Annotated in this window: 24 protein-coding genes and 2 pseudogenes; 4 read left to right on the top strand and 22 right to left on the bottom strand. The window is 40.5% G+C overall.

All coding sequences use genetic code 11. From position 1 onward, the window contains the following. Window positions 1-9: 9 nt before the first annotated feature. Both ACIQXR_RS14145 and ACIQXR_RS14140 read right to left on the bottom strand, forming a co-directional pair. Entirely contained in the window at window positions 10-873 is an 864-nt protein-coding gene (locus ACIQXR_RS14145; RefSeq protein ID WP_403080211.1) for an alpha/beta fold hydrolase, read from the bottom strand. Between the two features lie 110 nt (window positions 874-983). Beyond that, a complete protein-coding gene (locus ACIQXR_RS14140) occupies window positions 984-1,754 on the bottom strand; it encodes a dioxygenase family protein (RefSeq protein ID WP_402873304.1) in 771 nt (256 codons plus the stop codon). Between the two features lie 185 nt (window positions 1,755-1,939). Here ACIQXR_RS14140 and ACIQXR_RS14135 point away from each other — a divergent pair, with 185 nt between their 5' ends. After that, on the top strand, window positions 1,940-2,740 hold the full coding sequence (locus ACIQXR_RS14135; protein WP_402873301.1) for an IclR family transcriptional regulator domain-containing protein: 801 nt from the start codon (window positions 1,940-1,942) through the stop codon (window positions 2,738-2,740). Window positions 2,741-2,887: 147 nt separating this feature from the next. On the opposite strand, the gene ACIQXR_RS14130 is transcribed toward ACIQXR_RS14135, so the two are convergent. After that, window positions 2,888-3,646: a uracil-DNA glycosylase family protein gene (locus ACIQXR_RS14130; RefSeq protein ID WP_402873299.1), complete on the bottom strand. Its 759-nt coding sequence runs from the start codon at window positions 3,644-3,646 to the stop codon at window positions 2,888-2,890. Window positions 3,647-3,698: 52 nt separating this feature from the next. Next, the gene (locus ACIQXR_RS14125; protein ID WP_402873297.1) at window positions 3,699-4,445 is read right to left on the bottom strand and encodes a hypothetical protein; all 747 of its coding nucleotides are present in this window, start codon (window positions 4,443-4,445) and stop codon (window positions 3,699-3,701) included. A 283-nt stretch (window positions 4,446-4,728) separates the two neighbouring features. Between ACIQXR_RS14125 and ACIQXR_RS14120 the strand changes: the two genes are divergently transcribed. Beyond that, entirely contained in the window at window positions 4,729-4,902 is a 174-nt protein-coding gene (locus tag ACIQXR_RS14120) for a hypothetical protein (RefSeq protein ID WP_403080210.1), read from the top strand. Between the two features lie 129 nt (window positions 4,903-5,031). Here the strand turns inward: ACIQXR_RS14120 and ACIQXR_RS14115 are convergent, their stop codons facing one another. The 5 genes from ACIQXR_RS14115 to ACIQXR_RS14095 all read right to left on the bottom strand — a co-directional run bounded on the left by ACIQXR_RS14115 (window position 5,032) and on the right by ACIQXR_RS14095 (window position 10,938). Then, the gene (locus ACIQXR_RS14115) at window positions 5,032-5,949 is read right to left on the bottom strand and encodes a class I SAM-dependent methyltransferase (RefSeq protein ID WP_403080209.1); all 918 of its coding nucleotides are present in this window, start codon (window positions 5,947-5,949) and stop codon (window positions 5,032-5,034) included. Between the two features lie 170 nt (window positions 5,950-6,119). Beyond that, a complete protein-coding gene (locus ACIQXR_RS14110) occupies window positions 6,120-7,571 on the bottom strand; it encodes a carbon starvation CstA family protein (RefSeq protein ID WP_403080207.1) in 1,452 nt (483 codons plus the stop codon). 206 nt (window positions 7,572-7,777) lie between these two features. Beyond that, entirely contained in the window at window positions 7,778-8,509 is a 732-nt protein-coding gene (locus ACIQXR_RS14105) for a LytR/AlgR family response regulator transcription factor (RefSeq protein ID WP_402987052.1), read from the bottom strand. 21 nt (window positions 8,510-8,530) lie between these two features. Continuing rightward, the gene (locus ACIQXR_RS14100; protein ID WP_402873913.1) at window positions 8,531-10,258 is read right to left on the bottom strand and encodes a LytS/YhcK type 5TM receptor domain-containing protein; all 1,728 of its coding nucleotides are present in this window, start codon (window positions 10,256-10,258) and stop codon (window positions 8,531-8,533) included. Between the two features lie 182 nt (window positions 10,259-10,440). Further along, window positions 10,441-10,938: a hypothetical protein gene (locus ACIQXR_RS14095; protein WP_403080206.1), complete on the bottom strand. Its 498-nt coding sequence runs from the start codon at window positions 10,936-10,938 to the stop codon at window positions 10,441-10,443. Between the two features lie 641 nt (window positions 10,939-11,579). Here ACIQXR_RS14095 and ACIQXR_RS14090 point away from each other — a divergent pair. Together ACIQXR_RS14090 and gsiB are read left to right on the top strand one after the other, a co-directional pair. Beyond that, the gene (locus ACIQXR_RS14090) at window positions 11,580-11,879 is read left to right on the top strand and encodes a hypothetical protein (protein ID WP_483878327.1); all 300 of its coding nucleotides are present in this window, start codon (window positions 11,580-11,582) and stop codon (window positions 11,877-11,879) included. 170 nt (window positions 11,880-12,049) lie between these two features. Then, window positions 12,050-12,244, top strand: a pseudogene (gene gsiB, locus ACIQXR_RS14085) (glucose starvation-inducible protein GsiB); the annotation flags it as partial. A 162-nt stretch (window positions 12,245-12,406) separates the two neighbouring features. Here the strand turns inward: gsiB and ACIQXR_RS14080 are convergent. From ACIQXR_RS14080 to ACIQXR_RS14020, 13 genes and pseudogenes are all read right to left on the bottom strand, one after another. After that, the gene (locus tag ACIQXR_RS14080) at window positions 12,407-12,736 is read right to left on the bottom strand and encodes a DUF5658 family protein (protein WP_403080204.1); all 330 of its coding nucleotides are present in this window, start codon (window positions 12,734-12,736) and stop codon (window positions 12,407-12,409) included. 136 nt (window positions 12,737-12,872) lie between these two features. Next, entirely contained in the window at window positions 12,873-13,214 is a 342-nt protein-coding gene (locus tag ACIQXR_RS14075; protein WP_402987060.1) for a hypothetical protein, read from the bottom strand. A gap of 198 nt (window positions 13,215-13,412) precedes the next feature. After that, window positions 13,413-13,967: a hypothetical protein gene (locus tag ACIQXR_RS14070; RefSeq protein ID WP_403080202.1), complete on the bottom strand. Its 555-nt coding sequence runs from the start codon at window positions 13,965-13,967 to the stop codon at window positions 13,413-13,415. 688 nt (window positions 13,968-14,655) lie between these two features. Continuing rightward, window positions 14,656-15,090 carry a hypothetical protein gene (locus ACIQXR_RS14065; RefSeq protein ID WP_403080200.1) on the bottom strand — a complete coding sequence of 145 codons (435 nt, stop codon included), beginning with the start codon at window positions 15,088-15,090 and terminating at the stop codon, window positions 14,656-14,658. A gap of 121 nt (window positions 15,091-15,211) precedes the next feature. After that, on the bottom strand, window positions 15,212-15,940 hold the full coding sequence (locus ACIQXR_RS14060) for an MOSC domain-containing protein (RefSeq protein ID WP_403080199.1): 729 nt from the start codon (window positions 15,938-15,940) through the stop codon (window positions 15,212-15,214). 328 nt (window positions 15,941-16,268) lie between these two features. Continuing rightward, window positions 16,269-16,421, bottom strand: a complete 153-nt coding sequence (locus tag ACIQXR_RS14055; RefSeq protein ID WP_402873267.1) for an FbpB family small basic protein — start codon at window positions 16,419-16,421, stop codon at window positions 16,269-16,271. Next, complete coding sequence (locus ACIQXR_RS14050) at window positions 16,414-16,581, bottom strand: Fur-regulated basic protein FbpA (RefSeq protein WP_402957416.1); 168 nt, start codon at window positions 16,579-16,581, stop codon at window positions 16,414-16,416. The genes ACIQXR_RS14055 and ACIQXR_RS14050 overlap by 8 nt, the downstream gene beginning before the upstream one ends. A 700-nt stretch (window positions 16,582-17,281) precedes the next feature. Continuing rightward, entirely contained in the window at window positions 17,282-17,842 is a 561-nt protein-coding gene (locus ACIQXR_RS14045) for a DNA/RNA non-specific endonuclease (protein ID WP_402873261.1), read from the bottom strand. A gap of 201 nt (window positions 17,843-18,043) precedes the next feature. Next, complete coding sequence (locus ACIQXR_RS14040; protein WP_402873258.1) at window positions 18,044-18,349, bottom strand: contact-dependent growth inhibition system immunity protein; 306 nt, start codon at window positions 18,347-18,349, stop codon at window positions 18,044-18,046. Between the two features lie 20 nt (window positions 18,350-18,369). Beyond that, a complete protein-coding gene (locus ACIQXR_RS14035) occupies window positions 18,370-19,029 on the bottom strand; it encodes an RNase A-like domain-containing protein (RefSeq protein WP_402873253.1) in 660 nt (219 codons plus the stop codon). 235 nt (window positions 19,030-19,264) lie between these two features. Then, window positions 19,265-19,409, bottom strand: a pseudogene (locus ACIQXR_RS14030) (DUF6985 domain-containing protein); the annotation flags it as partial. Window positions 19,410-19,438: 29 nt separating this feature from the next. Continuing rightward, window positions 19,439-20,035: an immunity protein Imm33 domain-containing protein gene (locus tag ACIQXR_RS14025; RefSeq protein ID WP_402876156.1), complete on the bottom strand. Its 597-nt coding sequence runs from the start codon at window positions 20,033-20,035 to the stop codon at window positions 19,439-19,441. Next, a complete protein-coding gene (locus tag ACIQXR_RS14020) occupies window positions 20,035-20,487 on the bottom strand; it encodes a hypothetical protein (protein WP_402987068.1) in 453 nt (150 codons plus the stop codon). The genes ACIQXR_RS14025 and ACIQXR_RS14020 overlap by 1 nt, the downstream gene beginning before the upstream one ends. Between the last annotated feature and the right edge of the window lie 146 nt (window positions 20,488-20,633).

Genomic DNA, 20,633 nt, shown 5'->3' with positions numbered 1-20,633 from the left:
CTCACTTCTTTACTGCTTCAAAAACGTAAAAGGTGTTTGTTCGACCCTCTTCAAAAAGGATTTAATATCCCGATTGATGTCATCACGCTTTTCAAAAACCATGGTGTAGTGATTGCAGTCCGAAACGACCGTTTCGATTCGTTCCGTATACTTCTGCGTTTCCTCATAGTCGGACAGAAGGAATAACGGAGGCATGGACCCGATGTCGCCCTCAGCATACACAAGCAATACGGGGCATTGGATCTGTGAACAAATCTCTTTTGGACTAAAGGTATAAAAGCTTTCAAAGTCAGCGAGGATTCTTGATTCGGTTGATTTATTCTCCCAATGGTCAGCTACTGGAGCCACTTCATACTCGACGGCATCCTCCAGTGTTTCTGTCCACGTGATTCCTAGGTTTCCGTAAATCCTTTTGATTTCTTCGACATAATGTTCTTGAGATTCGTATTCTTTACTCAATCGTCCCAACGAAGGCTGAACAATCCTTTTTTGGTGTTCGGACATTGTAGCAGCACCATCCAGCAAAATGACGGCTTTTACTGTATTTAATTTACTGGCCACAATGGCCGATATAAAAGCTCCCATGGAGTGACCCAAGAGGATAGGGTTTTCGATATTCATTTCTTCTATTAATGCCAGGATATCTTCGGCATGACGAAAGATGGAAGGCTCGGGATCTGTATCCGCACTATTTCCCCGTCCCCGCAGGTCGACCGAAATGAATCTGTATTCCCCTTTATAGGCATCCGCGTAATGGTGCATGTTTTTATGTGTACCTGTTAGTCCATGAATTGCGATAATCGGACCTTTTTCCCCCGGGTAATCCACCACTTGGATTTCGTTCCCGTTGATCATTTTTTTATAAGAGTTCATGTATTGGCACCTCACCTTTATCCGTTATACGTATGGAAGGAATCTTTAGTGTTATGAAATAAAGGCTGCCGAAATGCTCTCGACAGCCTAGGAATTCGATTCATCAAGTATTAGAGGGTTCTCAATACAAAATTCAAGGATGCCTCTTTATGGTCCCCCACTTGTTCAAGTTTCGTTAACAAGGAAGTTCGAACGCCTTTGGCTACATCCGTTTCTAACCACTCATCCCCTTCAAAAAAGACTTGAGTGATCAGTGTTTCATGACCTTCATGCTCGAGTTTCATATGGATGTGGGCAGGACGGTATGCATGGTACCCAGCCGCTCTTACAAATTCACCTGTTGGACCACTCGTAGGGATTTGGTAAGGAATAGGAACTCTCGCATGCACCTCGAAGTCTCCGTTCTCGTCCGTATAGAAATGACCTCTTAGGTTAAAGTCAGGTGCTTTTGAATCAAAGTTCGAGTATAGGCCGTCGCTGTCATCCTGCCACCATTCCACTTTTGTATTGGCCAATGGTTGTCCGTTAACAGAACTTGCATTTCCATAAAACACCAACTTATCTCCTGCTTCATCCGGTCTTTCCGGTATAATGAACGGTTGCTTTTCTAGTAACGGCGAACCTTCCACAAAGTAAGGTCCAAGAAGGGAAGGCTCTGTACCAGGCAACCCTTTATATTTAGCTTCCAATACATAGGTCTCGATGAAGACATCCAAAAACAGCGGGATTTCTCCACTTTTACCCAGACGATCTGCCCAATTCACGAAATTCGTATACTCTTCATGATTAAATTGTTGTTCATCTAAAAAATTCTTCAGATGCTTAGCAAAGCTTTCATACGCTTCTAATACACGCTTATTTTGTACAATTGTTTCTGACATCATTGTTTCCCCCTCAGATTTTAAATGGCCAACTATATTTACACTTTGTAACCGCATACATTTGCAAGTGAATCGTATAGGTAATCTTTTCTTGGAGGACTTGCAAAATGAATGAACAAATTGTACGATAACCGTACATAAATTTTCTATTCGTACAACTTTATTTTACACAGGGGGTATCATTCATGTCAACTGAATATTCAGAAAATATAAAAAGTGGCGACTATATCCAATCCCTAGAACGTGGGCTGCTTGTTATTCAGGCATTTTCACAGGAAACTCCGACACTGACCATAAGTGAAGCGGCGAAAATAACCGGTTTAAGCAGACCGACTGTACGCAGGATCTTACTTACTTTGGTTCACCTAGGGTTTGCAGAGTCGATAAATGGATCCTTTTCCTTAACAGCCCGAACCCTGACATTAGGCTATGCCTATATTTCTTCGAAGAACATTTGGAATATGGCCTATCCCATCATGCGGGAATTTGTTGCCCAAATAGGTGAGTCCAGTTCCATTTCTGTCTTGGACGGCACGGAAATCATCTATGTTGCCCGTGTTCCTACGAAAAGAATCATGTCGATTAATCTGGATGTCGGATCCCGCCTCCCTGCTTATGCGACGTCCATGGGACACGTGCTTCTAGCTAATCTTCAGAAAGATGAACTAGAGAAACGGTTGGATCAAATTACGCTTCAGTCGTTTACAGAAAAAACGATTGCGGACAAGCAGCAATTACTGAGCACCTTGGATCAGGTCCGTGAAATGGGCTGGGGAGGGGTTGATCAGCAATTCGAAGAAGGACTCCGATCCATCGCTGTACCCATAAAAAATTCTGAAGGACAAGTCATTGCCGCCATCAATTGTTCCGCACATGCTGGAAGAATCAGTGAAGAAGTTCTCCAAGAAGAATTTCTTCCATTGCTATTAGACACGGCAGCCAAAATTAGTAGGGCCATCGCGACATCGAACTCCTCACATTTTTAATGTATCTGTGTAAAATGCAAACCAATAAAAGCCGCCTGTTTGAAGGGACTCCCTCCTCAGGTGGCTTTTATCATGATTCTACAAATTCTCTGGCTGCCCTTGAATCTCTCATTCCATTGATCACGGAACAATCACAAACTTACAGCTTCACTGGATTGGATGATTCGAGAAGTAATCCCGGATCATCTCTTTCATCTGTTCTTTATTCTCCGCGAATTGCCTGTGCCTATGTCCATTGCCCCCGGAAGGATGCGGGAATCCTAGTAGCAGATTGCTAGCATCGAGGTGATTCTGTTCCGCCAAGTAGGTGAGGACCTTGGAGACGTTGATGCCTAGCGGAATGATGAGTGGCTGGTCCATGTTGCTGATTTCGGTCGCAAACCCTTCCATGATATGCTTCCTTAGGAGCTCCGTCTTTAAGATGTCCGGCGTCGTCCCGCTGTAGTTTTTTCCCTTATAAAACACCGGATAGTTCAGGACGGATCCTGTATGGACCAAGGAATTGGCCTCGGCGAAAAGCTCGATCGTGGAGGATAGCCCCAAGTATTCATGTAAACCCAGCTCATCCAGCATCTTGACGAGGTTCTTTCGCATCGGCCCTTCAAAGCTGGATTGTTTCTTTACTTCGTGGAGGATTTCTTCCTCACTTTCTATGTAATCCTTGACTTCAATGACGGTTGAAAAGGATTTCTTCATCTGATGTAATCCTGGTGTGATTCCGGCGATCACGACCTTGGCATGTTCATTCACATATTCAAAAGGAGCATAATAGATTTCGAGGTTTTTCTTCTCATCCCGATCCAGCAGAAATTGCTCGTTTCGGATCATGTCCACTGTATACGAGGCCGGCAAGCTATACAGCAGATCCTTGTATTGCTCGAATTTCGAAAATTGTACGATACTCATGAGTGTTGATCCCTTCTTTTATAAGCTTGGTGTCGTGTAAAATAATGCTTGATCAAAGAATAGCACCAAATTCATTGCAACTGAATTCAATCGTGAAGGCTTTCTTTGTGGCTATACGATGTAAAGTATACACCCCTTCAATCAAAAGGCTATATGTACGGCCATTATCCACAAGTTTGGCCTCCGAGAAGGTTTGCTTCCATTCTCCATTAGAAGAACTGGCTATATGTGATGTAATCTGATCTACCTTTGAAAACATTTGGCCTTCCCGATTTTCATTATATTGTGTCTCAAACATACCTGAAACCTCTACTGAAAAAATCTTATCGCTAACATAAAGGTGGGCCGTTTTTTTCCTTTCTCCATTCGAACCCATAACGACTTCACTAGTTTGTGAAGGTAGATTACTTAATGCCTCACGTTCACTTGCCAAGAAGAAATCCATATGTTCTTGGATCCTCTGCTTATAGTCTTTTGGCTCAGCCCAATCTTGGGGTTCAAACTCCTCAATCGAAGGTACGCCCAGATTAATCCCTATTTTGGTCTCATTCGCCTGATGGACAATTTCCTCATACTGCTTGTGGTACTCTTCCTTTTGTTCCTGCGTCAATTGAAGGGGACCCGTTGTTTCCACAACATCAATTGGAGGATTGGATAAAGGTGCACCCTCTATAGTTTGTTCACCCCCTAACACTTTAGACGCCTCTTCACTCTTTGTCTGATTCGCTTCCTGATTTGTACTACATCCCGTTAAAAGCACCGTTCCTAGTATTGCCCCTAGGTATAAAACTTGTTTCATCATCATTCCCCCATCCCCATTCACTTGCCATTCATCGTTATAACGATTGTAAACTTTATCCAAATTAAAATGAATAGTTTTTAATTTGCTAAACAATTTTTAAGGCTAGGTTCAAGGAAAAGATTGATTTAAATAGGCTTAGCAACGAATGGATATTTATGTTAAATTAATGACAAGGAAAGAAATACACGTTAACTGGAATTTCAGTAACTTGTCACACTGTGAAATGAATTTTAGACTAAAGATAAACATACGTATGAACAGTCTTTAGGAGGTGAGTGTTTTGTCCATTGGAATTCTTGCCCTTGTCACTATGGCGTTATGGATTGTACAAATTCATGAATTCATTAAACCTGAAGAAAAGCAAAACAATAGAAAAATTATAATCTTAACTTCCTTCGGGTGCTTGTTTACCACGATTTTGACCATCCATCAAATACAAAACTTCCTTGGGTAAAAGTAAATACCGGCAGGAACCGCAGAAGGTTATGATATTCAAAAAAAGAATGTCAAAGGAATATCAGATATAAATGCTAAGAACCTCCCCATCATAGAGAGATTGGGAGGTTCTAGTTCTTGCGACATACTATTTTTTCACAGCATGGATGTAATGAATGGTTTCGAATGCAGACAAATAATCTGTTCGACCACCAAAGAATTTATTTTGAATGGCAACAGGTGATAAATGTTCATAGATGAGTAAACCTGAGTTTTCTAACATTTTCTCCATTTCTTCATAAGTAAAACATGATTTCATGGGCTCGCCACTAGCTGATGCCATTTGAACCATATTTTGCACTCGATTGGACAGCCCTTTTTCTTCAAAAAGGTTGTCATCTGCATAATCAAATACGATCGAACTCCCTGAAGGTAGCTTGGCAAACCATTCATTAATCAAATTGGCATGTTCTTCTTTTGTTAAATAATATGAAACACCTAAAAGACTAAGAAAGGTTTTTTTGTTAGGCATGAAACCTTTTCCAATAAGATCTTGAATGGCAAATGGTCGGGTGAAATCCATTGGAACAAAATGAAGGGTATCCGGGATTTGATAATTTGCATTTTCTAGCCTGATCTTTTTAAAGTCTTGTGTAGCTGGATAATCCACTTCAAATATATCGATGCTTTCGTTTAATTCCGGGTGTCGGAAACAAAAGGTATCTAATCCCGCTCCTAAGATGACATACTGTTGAACGCCCAGCACGATTTCATGGCGTACTACATTTTCGCAATAGGCAGCACGTGCTAAAGGAGTTGGAGAAAGTTGAACTTGTGTAATCCATTTTAAAATTTCATCTGGATCATCTTGAAATTTCTTTGCTATGCTATCATTAAAGAATGGAATGCCTTTAATCATGTTCTCTTGAATATCCGTAAATTCTTTTTGGCTAATTAAATCTTTTACAATAAAATCATCAAAAATTTTGGGTGTGTCGTATTGACTATGGTAAGCCCGACCAAAGGCTGATATTAAGGAAGTCATACTTGATTCGTTCTTCTTCATACATTCATCCCCCGTATAACAAAAATAAGATTCCCCTGGCCAGGAGAACCTCATTATACACACAAAAATTTTAACTGTAAATTATAGCATAAATAAATATTTTTGTCAATCTATTCTATCTCGAAAATCCTACCTGAATATAAAAAAAACGCCAAAGTGGCGTTTTTTCTTTAAGCAGTTTTCTTATAATACGAAAGGTCTTCTTCGAGCGGGATGTTGGCGGCTCGTTGTTTTTTCGCTGCGACGAAGAAGGTGATGACCAGGATGACGCTGACGATGGCTCCGATGATATAGGAGGTATCCATCGATAATCGGAAACCGATTTGGGCGTTTAGGATATAGACCAAAACCGTATATAGCATGAAGGTTCCTGGCAATAAGGACACCCAGTAATTCTTCTTCGCGATGTACAGGTACATGGCTCCTACGAATAGGGCGATGACGGCTGTTGCTTGGTTAGCCCATGAGAAGTAGCGCCATAGGATGTTGAAGTCGATTTGCGTTAAGGCAATGGAAATGACGAACAGCGGAACCGCGATGACTAAGCGGCTGCTCATTTTCAGTTGCGGAAACTTCACATAATCGGCAATGATCATCCGTGCACTTCGGAAAGCCGTATCTCCGGACGTGATCGGCAAGACGATGACTCCAAGTACGGCGATGGTGCCGAATAACGCTCCAAGTGTTACTTTTGCCGCTTCACTTACGATTAATCCCGTTCCACCTGTTGCAAGTAGTTCGTTCAATCCGACTGGTCCATCGAATAAGCTCATGGCAGCCGCGGCCCAGATCATGGCGATGATTCCTTCTGCAATCATCATTCCATAGAAGATTTTCCGGCCTTGTTTTTCATTTTGAGTCGTACGTGAAATGATCGGTGATTGTGTTGCATGGAAGCCTGATAGTGCCCCACATGAAATCGTTAGGAACAATAACGGGAAAATCGGCAGGTTATCAGGATGTAGATTGGATAACGTTAGTTCCGGTATCGGCGCTTGTTGGATGATCAAGGCTCCACCCACTCCGACGGAACTGATTAATAATAAAGCCCCGAATATCGGATAAAAGCGTCCGATGATTTTATCGATGGGCAGAAGTGTCGCCAGAATATAATATAGGAAAATGGCTACCGTGATGAGCGTCAGGCTCACCGTGCCATTCATCAAGTTATGAAGCAAGGATGCTGGGGACGTGACAAACACCGTACCCACCAAAATTAATAACAGGATGGCGAATGCATTGACAACATGCTTCATCACTCTGCCGAGGAATTTACCCGCAAGTTCCGGTAAATGCGCTCCACGGTTCCGGATTGAAATCATGCCAGTTAGGTAATCATGAACCGCCCCTGCAAAGATACAGCCAAGCACGATCCAGATAAACGCAACAGGTCCATATAAAGCTCCCATGATTGGACCGAAAATGGGTCCGACCCCTGCGATGTTCAATAATTGGATCAATGAATTCTTACTCGTGCTCATCGGCAAATAATCGACGCCGTCCTGATTCGCATATGCCGGTGTCGGTCGGTCCGCTTTGACACCAAACATTCTCTCTATGAATTTACCATATGTAAAATATCCGATTAGTAATAGAATGACTCCACCTAAAAATGTATACATCTGTCTATGCCCTCCTTGGAATCGCTTACATATAGTATAAACGATGAATTGACAGAAAAGATTGAATTCTTATTATCATGTCGATTTCGGAGGGTAAGAGGTTCATATGTCGAATTAACGTGTAAAATGTTCAAAATTTTGTCACATGTATACGAGAAAGAATCTGAGAGTCACGCTTGGATTCATATCAGATTCTTTCTTACCTATCATAACTCCAAGGCCGCTCGAAAAGCTTTGGCATACGTCCGGCTGACGGACAGCATTTCGTCCCGTCCTTTCAATTCAAGCTGGTACGCCCCATTGAACCAGGGGGTAAGACGCAATACATAATTCAAATGCACCAGATAACTTTTATGAATTCTGAAAAATGGGAATTCATGTAACCGTTCTTCTAATTCCTTCATCGTCGTTTTCACTTCATATTCATGGTCGACCGTGACGATCTTCGATACCTTTTCTTCCCGTGAAATGTACATGATGTCATGAGGATGAACATAGAGGATTTCCCCCTCCACTTCGACAGCCAGTCTTCCGGCGCTTTTGACAGGCCTATTCTCCTCTTTCTTTAAGAATAGTTTTTCAAGGCGGCTGACCGTCTCTGCCAATTGTTCTTCATCATACGGTTTCAATAGATAATCCACCGCATCCACACGAAAGGCTTCCACACCGAACTGAGGATAGGCAGTCGCAAAGACGATTCTCGGGACGTTCTTCAATTCCTGGAGGGCCTTCGCTGCCTCCATCCCATTCATGAGCGGCATCTCCACATCGAGGAAAATCACATCAGGCTGCAGCTGCATCGCCAAGACGATGGCCTGTTCCCCAGATTCACCCTCGCCGATTATATCGATGGAGGGATGCTGCTTCAACAGATGAATCAATTCCTCGCGGCTATAACGTTCATCATCTATGACAAGTGTCCGAATGACCGATTTCATGTTCTTCCCCACTTTCTTCATTTACTTTGGAATGCGAAAGGATATTTCCGTGCCTTTTCCTGGTTCACTCCGAATCTTCAAGGCCGATTGCTGCCCCATCATCATCGTAAGCCGTTTGTTCACATTATAAAGGGCAAGGCCTGTCCCGCTTTTGGATTCAACGATTTCTTGGCCAAGCTTTTGTAACTGACCTGGCTCGATACCAGCCCCATTATCCCTTATGACGATTCTAATCGAGGCTTCCGTTTCTTTTTCAAGAAGAATATGTATCGAACAGTTTTCCGTTTTGTTTTTAAACCCATGATGGATGCTGTTCTCGATTAATGGCTGGAGGATGAGCGGCGGGATCTTCGCATGGAGAACATCTTCACCCACTTCATAATGAATGTGCAGCTTATCGACAAACCGCATTTTTTCGATATTCGCATACGCTTGAAGATGTGAAAGTTCCTCCGATAAGGTCGTCCACTCCACCGTCGTACTGGCTAGGTTCTTTCTGAAATACTGGGATAAGTGAAGCAGCATTTTCCTTGCCTTGTTTGGATCAATCCTTATTAACGAGTTGATCGTATTTAAAGCATTGAATAGGAAGTGCGGATTGATTTGCGCCTGAAGGGCTCTAATCTCCGCTTCTTGTGCCAATTTTTGTGCATCATCGAGCTGTGACACTTCCAGTTGATAGCTGAGGAGCATACTCAACCCTGACATCAACTCGACATCCACATTGTTGATTTCTTTTTCATGGCGAAAATATAACTTTAACGTCCCGACTGTCTGATTCCCTTTCTTTAAAGGACCAATGATGACCGCCCCTAGCGGACAATCGGAAACCTGGCAATGAATATCCCGTTTTCCCACTACGATCAGTTCCCCACCTTCGATCACCTGGCGCGTGATTTCTGTCTGGAGCGGCCGTCCCGGCGAGTGATGGTCATCCCCCAAACCGATATGGGCGAGGATCTTCGTTTCATTGGTTATCGCGATGGCACTTGCCTTCACTTCATCAAACAAAATCCGGCATACCGCGGCAGCCGACTTTTCGTTCATACCTTGGCGCATGTACCCGAGGGTTTGCCTTGCAATCCTCAATGACTTCTGTGCCTGCAAAGCAGCAGCCTTCTCCTCTTCATTCAGAACACTTCGGATGATTAATAGAAACAAGGCACTGCCTAGGCCATTGGCGATAATCATCGGAATACCAATATGCCCGACAAGGGAAAAGGCCTGTTCGGTCGGTTTCGACAGAAGAAGAATGATGAACATCTGCATCGCTTCGGCGAGAGCCCCAATCATTAAAGCCTTGGAAAGTTTAACATGTTTGTTTTTCTTATAAAAAAGACCCGCAAGCAGCCCGGCAAGAATCGTGGCGACCCCACAGGAAAGCGCCGTGAATCCTCCCAATGCAAAACGATGAATCCCCGCGACGATCCCAGCACCAAGTCCGATGCGCCATCCCCCGAATAAACCGGCAAGTACAACGCCGATCACGCGGGAGTTGGCAATGGCCTCATCTTCCCCGACAGACCCGACCCATCGGTTGAACTCAAGTGATTCGGGACTCAATGTCAGTCCGGTATAGGTGCCAATGATGCCGAACACCCCAAAGAACAAAATGGCTTTGACCTGTTGCTTCCGGTTAAAATGATCCTCATTCAACATTTGTCGAAAGAAACGAAAACGGGTCACGATAAAGGCAATCGTCACGATGATCCCGAGCCGTTCCGTCATGGTAATCAACAATTCCATGATGATCTGCCTCCCCCAATCACTCTTGCAATCCCTGTATGGATAGCTTGTACTCTACACAATACCTTCTATTATTATACGCTCGATGGACGGGTTCTCCATACCTTTTCTAAAGACCCCATCAAAAAAGCCGACTGATTTTAAAATAAAATCAATCGGCTTATATGAGTGGTACTGTATGGGATTTAAGCATTTACGGCTTTACGTGCTTGACTTTCATGCAATTTCTTCATGGCAAACCTGGCTACTGGTTGAGCGATCAACGTTTCAACCCAGAATGCGATAAAGAAGTTACGTGGCCAGTCATAAAAGAACGTATAAATCGGCTTCCAGCTAATTTCCCCCATGCCAATCCAAGATCCGATAACTGTCAGTAAAACGGACAAGATGGTCACGCTAAATAATATCGTGAACAGCACCCGTGCATTAAAGCCGTCCGTCGGTCCAGCAAACTTTTGTACAAGCTTAGTAACAAGTGGATTTACCACAAATGGTACCAATATAATGACACAAACCCAAACAAACGGAATCACTTTTAACGTATCAACATACACGTCCTTCGTGAATCCAAATTTAAATGCCATAATAAGTGGTGCGATAATGTTGACAGAAAGAATGGAAATGATGACTAAAAACAATATAAATTCTTTTCCGCCTCTTGGTAATCTTGTTTCCCCGTGCATATCGATCCATCTCCCATATAAAAAAATATTTCAGATGGCAGACGTATCATGAGACATATATTTTTGGCCCCCCAAAAGAAAGACCAATATCTCTACACACTGATATAGCTAGTTTATCATTTTTCCCAAATTAATTCCAAGTCCTTTTTTCCATGAAAAACACAGGCATCAAAAATACCATCCATTCGCACCATAACAGATATAAATGGAGTGATGAACATACAGAAAATATATTTTTTATTGTAACCTAGAGGAAGGGGTGTTTATCTTCCGATTCAAAAGGAGTATAATGGAAAAAGAGTCAGGTATTTACCTGCTCACGATCCCTTAGGTGACCGCCTTTTTAGGCCCCCTCTCCTAAGGTTTTTTGTTTTTTTAAATTGAACAAGGTTGCCGTATGGTCCCTTTATTTTTTTGATTGGGAGGTTTACATCATACTTCGTCCCTTCCCCCGTGCTAAAATAGGAGAGTGGTCCGCTACATTCCACTTTTAAGTAAGACGCCGGGAAGTTTATTATTTTGAAACGGAGATGAGGGAGATTAAACAGCAGCGGTTAGTAGTTAAACGCAAAAGAACGCTAATAGAAATGATATTAGATATCATTTCGCTCTTATTTCTTATTTCAAGTGTTGTATACATAATGACGGAATGGTCTTCTCTACCAAGTCAAATACCCTTTCAATTTAATTCGTTCGGGAAAGTGAGTATTTTGGGTTCAAAGGAAAGCGTACTTGCCCTTCCACTATTTGGTCTGATCATCTGGATTGGCTTGACGGTCCTTGAAAGATTCCCACATCGCATTACCTTACCTTTTTTTCTTCAAGAGAATAAGGAAATGGAGTTCAGGAATAATCGGATTCTGATCAACATGACCAAGAATGTACTGGTCATCTTTTTCACTTATACGAACTGGACTAGCATACAATTAGTTTTAATCTGACAAATGACAATGGCGCTCAAATGAGCGCCATTTAAACGTTTCTATTTAAAAAATCGACTCTCCTTTCAATATAATATGTATTTTTTTCAAAATACTAGTTTACTAGAGTGTGGATTAGGATATACATGATACTGTAAGCAACACAAAAAACTTTTATAGGAGTGATTAACATAGCTGACAATAACAAAATGAGTCGGGAAGAAGCAGGTCGCAAAGGTGGAGAAGCAACTTCAAAAAATCACGACAAAGAGTTTTATCAAGAGATTGGTGAAAAAGGCGGAGAAGCGACCTCCGAGAATCATGACAAAGAGTTTTACCAAGAAATCGGTGAAAAGGGCGGAAAAGCTCGCAGCGATAACAATAACAATTAAACCATTCCATAAAACGAGTAATTGTCTTAACGGACAATTATTCGTTTTTTTTGTTTGTTTTGTTTTTATCGGTCGATTCTTGGTATTTATCGGTCATTTATTGCTTTTATCGGTCAATTCACATGATATATCGGTCAATTCCGGCTTTTTATCAGTCTAACTGCCTTTCATCACCAGTAACATCCAGAAGAAATGGTATACCGTGACGGCGGCATACGCTACCAAACAAAGCAAGATTCCGCCATTCACCACTTTTCTACGTTTTAACTGCGGATAGATCCACAAGAGAAGCAAAGGAAGGAACAGTTTGCATCCGTAGAAGAAGGAGCGATTCCAATGATACACTTCTTTCATGAGGGGGTTCAGTTCTCTTATGTATCCTGCCTGGATGCCAAAATCGGTTACCACAGCATCGAACAGACATAGTACGAAAATCCATACGAGCATATTCTTCATCTTCTCTTTCGAAATCCTTGCTTCCTCCACTATGATCTCCTCCTACCACTATCTTTTCAAAAGTACGAATGGAACATACCTTATCAAGAAGGAACAGTAAAGATGCCAGACAAATTGTTCTTAGTAAAGAACAGTCAATCCATACTCCCTTAAAGGAGCATGTTGATCAGGGAGTATCCATACAGGTCGTTTTGGATGGAAAAAATACAATTCTATAGTTTCCATCCAGCTCTTCTTTGATTTTTTCCGTTAATCGTAATCCCTTTTCATTATGTTCTTTTTCAAGAGTCATTCCGTCTGGAAGCATGATATCCGTTTCCCAATCTATCCAGTCTCCATACTCTCTCACCCAATCTGATAGCTCCATTTTCAGTTCATCTGAAATGGGGACTTCATCTAAATCCAGGTTACAGCCACAGAGATGGCACCATATCGGATCTGCGCCGATATCTGCTTCCAATTTCAATATGGACGGTTTCCGTCGTGCACATAAGCAATCCAGCTTCACTTATCCCCCTTTGGTTCTAAATTGGACGGGTTATCCACATAAGAACCAAGGATGAACCCGCAATTCGAACAATAATGAGAGGTAATCTTGGACGGCTTATTCTTTAAATGATCATAGGAGAACATTTGAACAAATTTGAACCCTGTCCCAAGTATCCCTTTCTTAATCGAGTATGAGTTACATTTCGGGCATTGATCCTCACTCAACTTTTTTCACTCTCCCTTCATCTATTTCTTCCACATTTTCTTCGGTTCCGTCTTCTTTGACCGCTTTTACTTTTACGTCCTTAATATCGCTAATGGCGTACCAGAATCTTTTCCCCTTCTCCACTTCGATGATTTCAGCAGGTTCATCTCCTGCAAACATATGTGAAATGGAGTCATCGGTAAGCGTCCCTGAGTATATGTAGGGTTCTTCGTTCATCGCAGACCATTGGACTGGATCGTTAAATTCTGCGCCTCTTGTTTGCTTCCACTCCCACTTCCCATTTTCTTTTTCTAAATAGGCAATAAAGATTTGGTCTCCATTTGGATTATGCTCCGTAAAAATGGCGATAGCATCATCATGTTGGTTCATTGTATGGACTTTTGTATATACGAGAGAATAGGCATAATCAAATTCATCCCCATACTCATCCTTCGTTTTTTCCATTTCGGTGTGAAAAAAATCCTCGAATGAAGGTTCTTCCGACTTTGAACAGCCAATTAGAAAGAGTAAGCACAGCATGCCCACAACTAGAATTCTGCTTTTCAATTTTGTTCCTCCTCTATGTAAGTAAAAAAGTCGGTTATTTAATAATTTTACCATTAATGGGATTTTTGTGGCTCATTTTTACAAACCGAGCAAACATACTATTAACGAACCTACAGAAGCTGAGGAAGAAGATGAGAAGAACATGTTAATCAATAGAATTAGATACAAAAAAATAAGCTTGGTTCTCTAGCTCCAAGCTCATTTTTCACATGGCATATAGGTGTACCTTTTTCGTAAGCGTTATTACATTTAATTCATTAAAAAATTTTCCATATAATAAACTCCTTGGGCACATACAAAGCCTAAAATTATATGTCTAGATTTAGGACCATCTTCCTCCAAGACCCTCAATCTACTCATTAAAATAAGCAAGATCGACACCATGATAATCATTAGTGAAAAAAGATGCGTATTATGAAATGTAATGGCTTTAGCATTTAAAAGTATCAACATGATTAAAAAGTAATAAAAAGCTGGTTTAAACTTCATCTTTTTCCTTCTTTCCAATTCCCCTTAAGCTACTAGTTAGATAACTAGCCAACCGTGCTAATTATAGCTGAGAAATCGTTCCAAAGGGTAGGAATTCAACCATGCTAGGTGATAATTCGACCACACAACGTAAATAATTCAACCACAGATTCCATTTATTCAACCGCCCAACGCGATAATTCAACCACTCACCTAAACATCATTTATAAAACATGGAATCTCGCTTCACTCCGAACAGGCTGGTGAATAGTGTCAAACCAGCTACGACCGGTATGATCCTGAAGCTATCTCTTGTAAGCAGCCAATATGGGTCGGGAAAATAGGCTGCGCTTGGAAGAAAGGTGTACACGATTGGTACGTATAAGGATAGAATCAGACATGGAAGGGTGACGCAGATAAAAAGAGGCATATGAAGCTTGAATGTCCATCCCTTCACGAAAAGCAGGGACACGTATAGACCAAACACAAGGGGGACCATGCTATCGAACCAGAAAAGTGGCTCGATGATAAAAGTGGCTTCAACTTTCTTCTGAATGGTCAATCCAAGGGTATAACTGACAACAAGCAGGACAAATAACCCCGCCAACCAAAGTAATTTCACCACATAAGTAAACCAAGTAGGATAAGGACGCATCTAAACAACTCCCCGCATAAGTCACCTTTATTTTACCATTTTTCCCAATATTGTAATGTGTTAATTGGAGATAAAACCAAATAACACTGCCTTTTATCATTAGTAGGCAGTGTTCCTATTTTCAGTCTAGAAGGAATACTTCATCTCCGACCCCTATTTCCCCTGTTCGAGTGACAGAGGCATACACGCCAAAATGGTTATCACAATTCTTTTGGACCGTTTTTTGCAAAGTTGGGTCTCGCTCGGCATCGTCAGGACTGACCGTGATGATCATGCACCTTTCACAGGGCCTTCTTAATTCGATTTCCACATCCCGGCCTATCCTCATCCGTTTTCCGAACCAGGTTTGTTCAATGAATGGGATTTTATCGGTTAACGAGATGACGAAATTGGGCCGAAACCGTCGGTGGTCGAGATGGTCTTTCCCCCATATCGTTTGTAATTCGTTCAGGGACGCGTCCGTCACCAGTTGAATAGGCTCCGCTTCTATCGCTCCCAATGGTACATGGGTAGGTGAATACTCAATGAAAGAAATCTTCCGTTTCGATTCCATTTCCATGGTCCTAAGTAAATCCTCATCACCCCAAGCCATGACCTTTCCTTCCGGTGAGGTAATTTCCACTGTGGGATAAGCAAACATCGACTCTTCCCCGACAAATCGCGCTTGATATTGAACCATTTTCTGGTGTTGAGTGATGGTCAAAAATTTACCTGGCCTGGTTTCATCCAAAAACGCATGACTGCGATCCCCATATACCCCGTACTGCATGACATTCGTTTTTTGGACGCTCTCCCCACGAAACGATTTAACAGGGTGCCGCACGATTTCCTTGATATGACCGACTAACATGGTATCCCTCCTACGTACTGTCCATTGAGATTCTGCCATAATGCCTGGATGTGATGGGAGCACGCGACAAAAAAGAACGGACTCTACACATGAGTAGAACCCGTTCCTTTTTTATATGCTTTCATTATTCCTTTTAGAACCATTACTATGTCCCTATCGTAAATACAAGGGATGAACCGGATGCAGCTGCTGCAGAAGCGCCATTTTTCATGACACTGTTTGTTTTGATTTGGACATCAACTATCAAAATCAGAAATATGGTGTCTAGCATATGAAAAACCGAAACATAGACTGTTATCGGTTTCCTTATATATGTGAGCAAAGGATATCATGACGAGTGTACTTGTCGATCGCTTTTAACCTCACCCGTTGCTTTTTGATCGATTTTGATAAAGATTCGTTCCAATTCACGTTTGTCTTGAAGCAAAGTATTTCGGTTCTCTTTAAGTAGTTGATTAAATGATTTTGTTCTTCTAGGCATTCTTCCATTCACCTCTTAGCTGATTGAATTCTTTTTGAAGTACAATAACTGGTAACTCATATAATTGTTTATCGTTTTTCTTGAAAATGCCGAATTTCAATAGTTCTTGGATAAGCTGATCTTTGATGGCTTCTCCCTTTTTATCTATTTGGGTTCTCATGAAAACCCTCCTTCATAAATAAACAGACTCTCTCCTAGGTTGGGATACATCATATTCGATTGAACGGAAAAATCTCCACTTTCTCTTCCCCATATAAGAGCATGATCTGCAAAATCTTCGCATTTCTTTACTTGATTATATGTAGTAGGTTCATGATGGGCTTTAAGAATCCAATCACAATTTATGACCACAGCATTCTTTCATTTTTTCTAAAAAAATCTGTATCGCGTCACAAGGATTTCTATAACCCAAATCGCCCGAACTCAAACATATAATCTTCATTTCGCGCAAGATTTACTCGATTGCTTCATAAGGGCATTCCTCTTTATTCCATGTATATACACCGATAAAGGGTCAAATCAAACTCCTTTAAAGTATCTACTTCTCCGGTATCCAGCCTCTCCGTATATACTTTCAGCCTACAGTTGTCAGGCAATTCTTCATAATTACGGCCATATTCTCGGTAGTACCGGATAAAAAACCGATAAGTACCTTCTTCCTCTCACCTTCCTAATTGAGAACTTTTTTCACTATACCTTCACTATAAATGAAAATGATTCTCAATGTCAATTATATATATTCGACTGATTCAATAGAGGGGGAAGTTTACTTCATAAGTCATTTGGTGAAAGGCTCTAGTGGCCACCAGGTACCCAAAACCACCACGGTTTGTATGTTAACCGCATTGGCAAAATAGTCATCATCTTCTTGTTCCTCTATTGTTCGACTCGTTCATTGCAACTATGTTATCAATAAGCGGAGACCCATTAAATTGCGTACCAATTAAATGTCCGCCATGATCTCCTTGAGTACTAGGAGCTTTAACTCTATCTTCCCCCCCAGCAGCTAACTGATGTTTAGTATTACGCTCTCCCATCTCTAAAGTTAATTCTCCGGAAACTCTCTTAATTCTTCCTAAATCATCTGTTTGATATAAATATCCATTCGTTTCATATTGTACATTAGGTTTCAATTTGAATTCTTCTAAAAAATGACTACCATATTTAGTTACAGCAACAGCCTTACTACCCTCACCCTTCGCCGTAATCTTCTGCGCAAGATCCTTTACCGACGTCTTATCCACACCAATAACTTTATAAGTATTTCCAGTCGTATCGGCTACTGTCCTAACCTTAACCCCAATTGGCACTTCCACTTTCCCGATGGCCTTGCTCATATCCTTGATTGAGCCTTGGACTTTCTGGACTTTATTTTGCACAAATTCCTTGCTGTAGGGGATGAACTTTGTCCCGTTTGCCATTTTGTCTGCGACCTTCGTGCTCGCGGCTATTCGTTCGGCATTAAAAGTTTAGGAAGATCGAATGGATATGATAATGAGACTTTTTTTATTTGCGCCCACTTTTCGTACATAAATTAATTTATAAAGAGTTCTCTTTCGATATAGAAAATCCCGAACAACTAGGCACTTTTTTATTAGTGTCCGTTATCCGGGATATAGTTGTTATTTTTCTTTAACAGCTTCTTTTATTTGTTCAATTACTTGATAGAGCCACTGAAGTGGTTGTAAATCAAGAGCAGGAAAGTATACACCATCTGCACAACTTTGAATATATTCATTCTTTTGAATATCTGAATACTTACTACTTCTAATAAAATCTGTTAAAAAGACAATAGCAGATTCTAGATATTCTATACTTTCTTCTGTTAATAATTCTTGTAATGCCACTTCTGAAGAATCAATATCTTGATGAAAAGTTCCGGCCAAGAACTGAAAAACTGATTCTTCTAGTTTGTTAGAAGACAACATAACATCTCACCTCTTGAGTATTAATTTGGATAGCCAGTTAAAATGTAATTTCCTTCTCCATCCTTTTTCAAAATAATTCTAGCATTTGACATATTTTCAACAGTGGTAGAACCTCTTTTTACTCCACGCCCAATAACTTCGGTTCCTTCATAAGTCAAAACTAAGTTTGACTTACTTTGTGAATTACTCATCCAAGATTTAATCGCATTTTTGTTATTAATTTCGCTTAAGGCTGTACTAACAACTTTCTCAGCAATAGCCCTATCTTTAAAAGTAGAAGACCCATTAATTCTAGGATTATTCTTTATTCTCTCTAATAACTCTTCATCAGTTTTTCCAACATGTCTTTCAATCAAATGCCCACCTTTTACCTCATGTGCAGCCAATCCTCCACCAGGTGCAAGAGAACTCTTTTCTCCTGATTTACCATTCCCCGTACCCTTACTACCTTCACTCTTCGCCGTTATCTTCTGCGCAAGATCCTTTATCGTCGTCTTATCCACACCAATAGCTTTATAAGTATTTCCAGTCGTATCGGCTACTGTCCTAACATTAACTCCAGTTGGCACTTCCACTTTCCCGAGGGACTTGCCCATATCTTTGATTGTGCCTTGGGCTTTCTGGACTTTATTATGTACATATTCTTTGCTGTAGGGGATGAATTTCGTCCCGTTTGCCATTTTGTCTGCGGCCTTGGCTGCCCGCCTACGAACTCATTACATCTATCTTCTTTACGGCAAAAAGACCTTAACTGATATTAAGGTCTTACATTCTCTTTCTGGCTCATCAAAAATCTATTCTTATTCTCCAAAAACTTTATGATTAATATTTTCAAATATTAATACAATATATCTCCAATATTAAATCTGCTGTTTTGCTGTTACTCATAGAAATTTCACCTAACAACTAGTGAATTTAAATTGCGACATCTTGATACCCTACTTTTTACTTTTTCATTTATGAGACGAACCCCTAAACCAGTTTTATCATCCCACGTACAATCGAATGATACTCTTATATCACGTTCATCGCGAAGGAAATCATACGGAACAGAGATACCTTTTCGTATATAAAATCTATATGGAGCCTTTAAAAAACATCTACATCGTTTTCGTTTAATACTGCTTTTATTTCATTACCTTCAAAAACAACCATATAGTCATTTGGTAAAGCAAGCACTTGAATGATTTCTGGTTTAATTTTTAGTAGTTGATAAGCATATAGAGCATACAACTCCGTGTTATTATTATCTTCTACAGGACCTATATACCAACCTGAATCTCCTTTTTCTACATCTCCATTTCTTTGTAAATATATTTTCTCGAGTTCTAGTACACCTTTAGAAAGTATGATTTTATCACTAAATTTTATTGATAAACCTTCGACATTTATCTTTCTCAAAAAATGACCTTGTTCTAGTTGTACCCACAATGCTAAAGTTAAATCTTCTGTTATATCTTCAAATGGATTTCTAGTATAATCAGGAGAAGTCAATATAAAACTCCCGGTTTCTCTCTCATGTAAATAAAAGACGGACCAACCTACTTGTAGAGAGAAACCATGAATTAATTTATTACGATCTACCTGTTCTAATATAGCAAACAAAGTTTCTACTTGAGGTTCTAATTCTTTTTCGGCAGTCACTATAATGATTTTACCCATAATAATCTTTTCAAATTTGTTCATTACTTCAACCTCTCTTCTATAGCTACTTTTAGAGCTTCTCTAGCTTGTTCCTCTTTTTCTATCATTTCCATTCTAACATTAACAGGAACCTCTCCCATCTTAGAATGCCCTTTCCATTCAGCCCAACTATGAGCCCCCTTAGATGCATTCGAAGATTTTCCAAGACCAACAAAATTATCTTTTAGATTTAGAATTTCTATTTGTTGTTCTCGAGTTAACCCACTGAATCCATCCATTTCAGTTATTTCTTTCATTGAAACAATATGGTCTGCTTCAAACTTATCAACTTCATACCCGTATACTGGGTCTACTTTAGGACCATCTGGATTAACCATTTTTCTTATTTCGTTACTTGGTGTCTTTTTCCTCAAATTTTTATATTCACCTTTTGTAATACCCTTACTACCTTCACCCTTCGCCGTAATCTTCTGCGCAAGATCCTTTATCGGCATCTTATCAACCGAGATATGTTTGTAAGTATTTCGTATCCGGTACTTCCCTAACTCTAAACAGGCATACAATTACAATTAATTGTATGCCTGTTTGAATCGATAGTAGAACTTATAAGCATTTCATCATCTCAAGCTAATTTTCTTGC

Source organism: Peribacillus sp. NPDC097224 (assembly GCF_044761985.1).
In the GTDB taxonomy this organism is placed as follows: Bacteria; Bacillota; Bacilli; order Bacillales; family DSM-1321; genus Peribacillus.
This window is presented reverse-complemented; position numbering and strand designations above follow the sequence as displayed.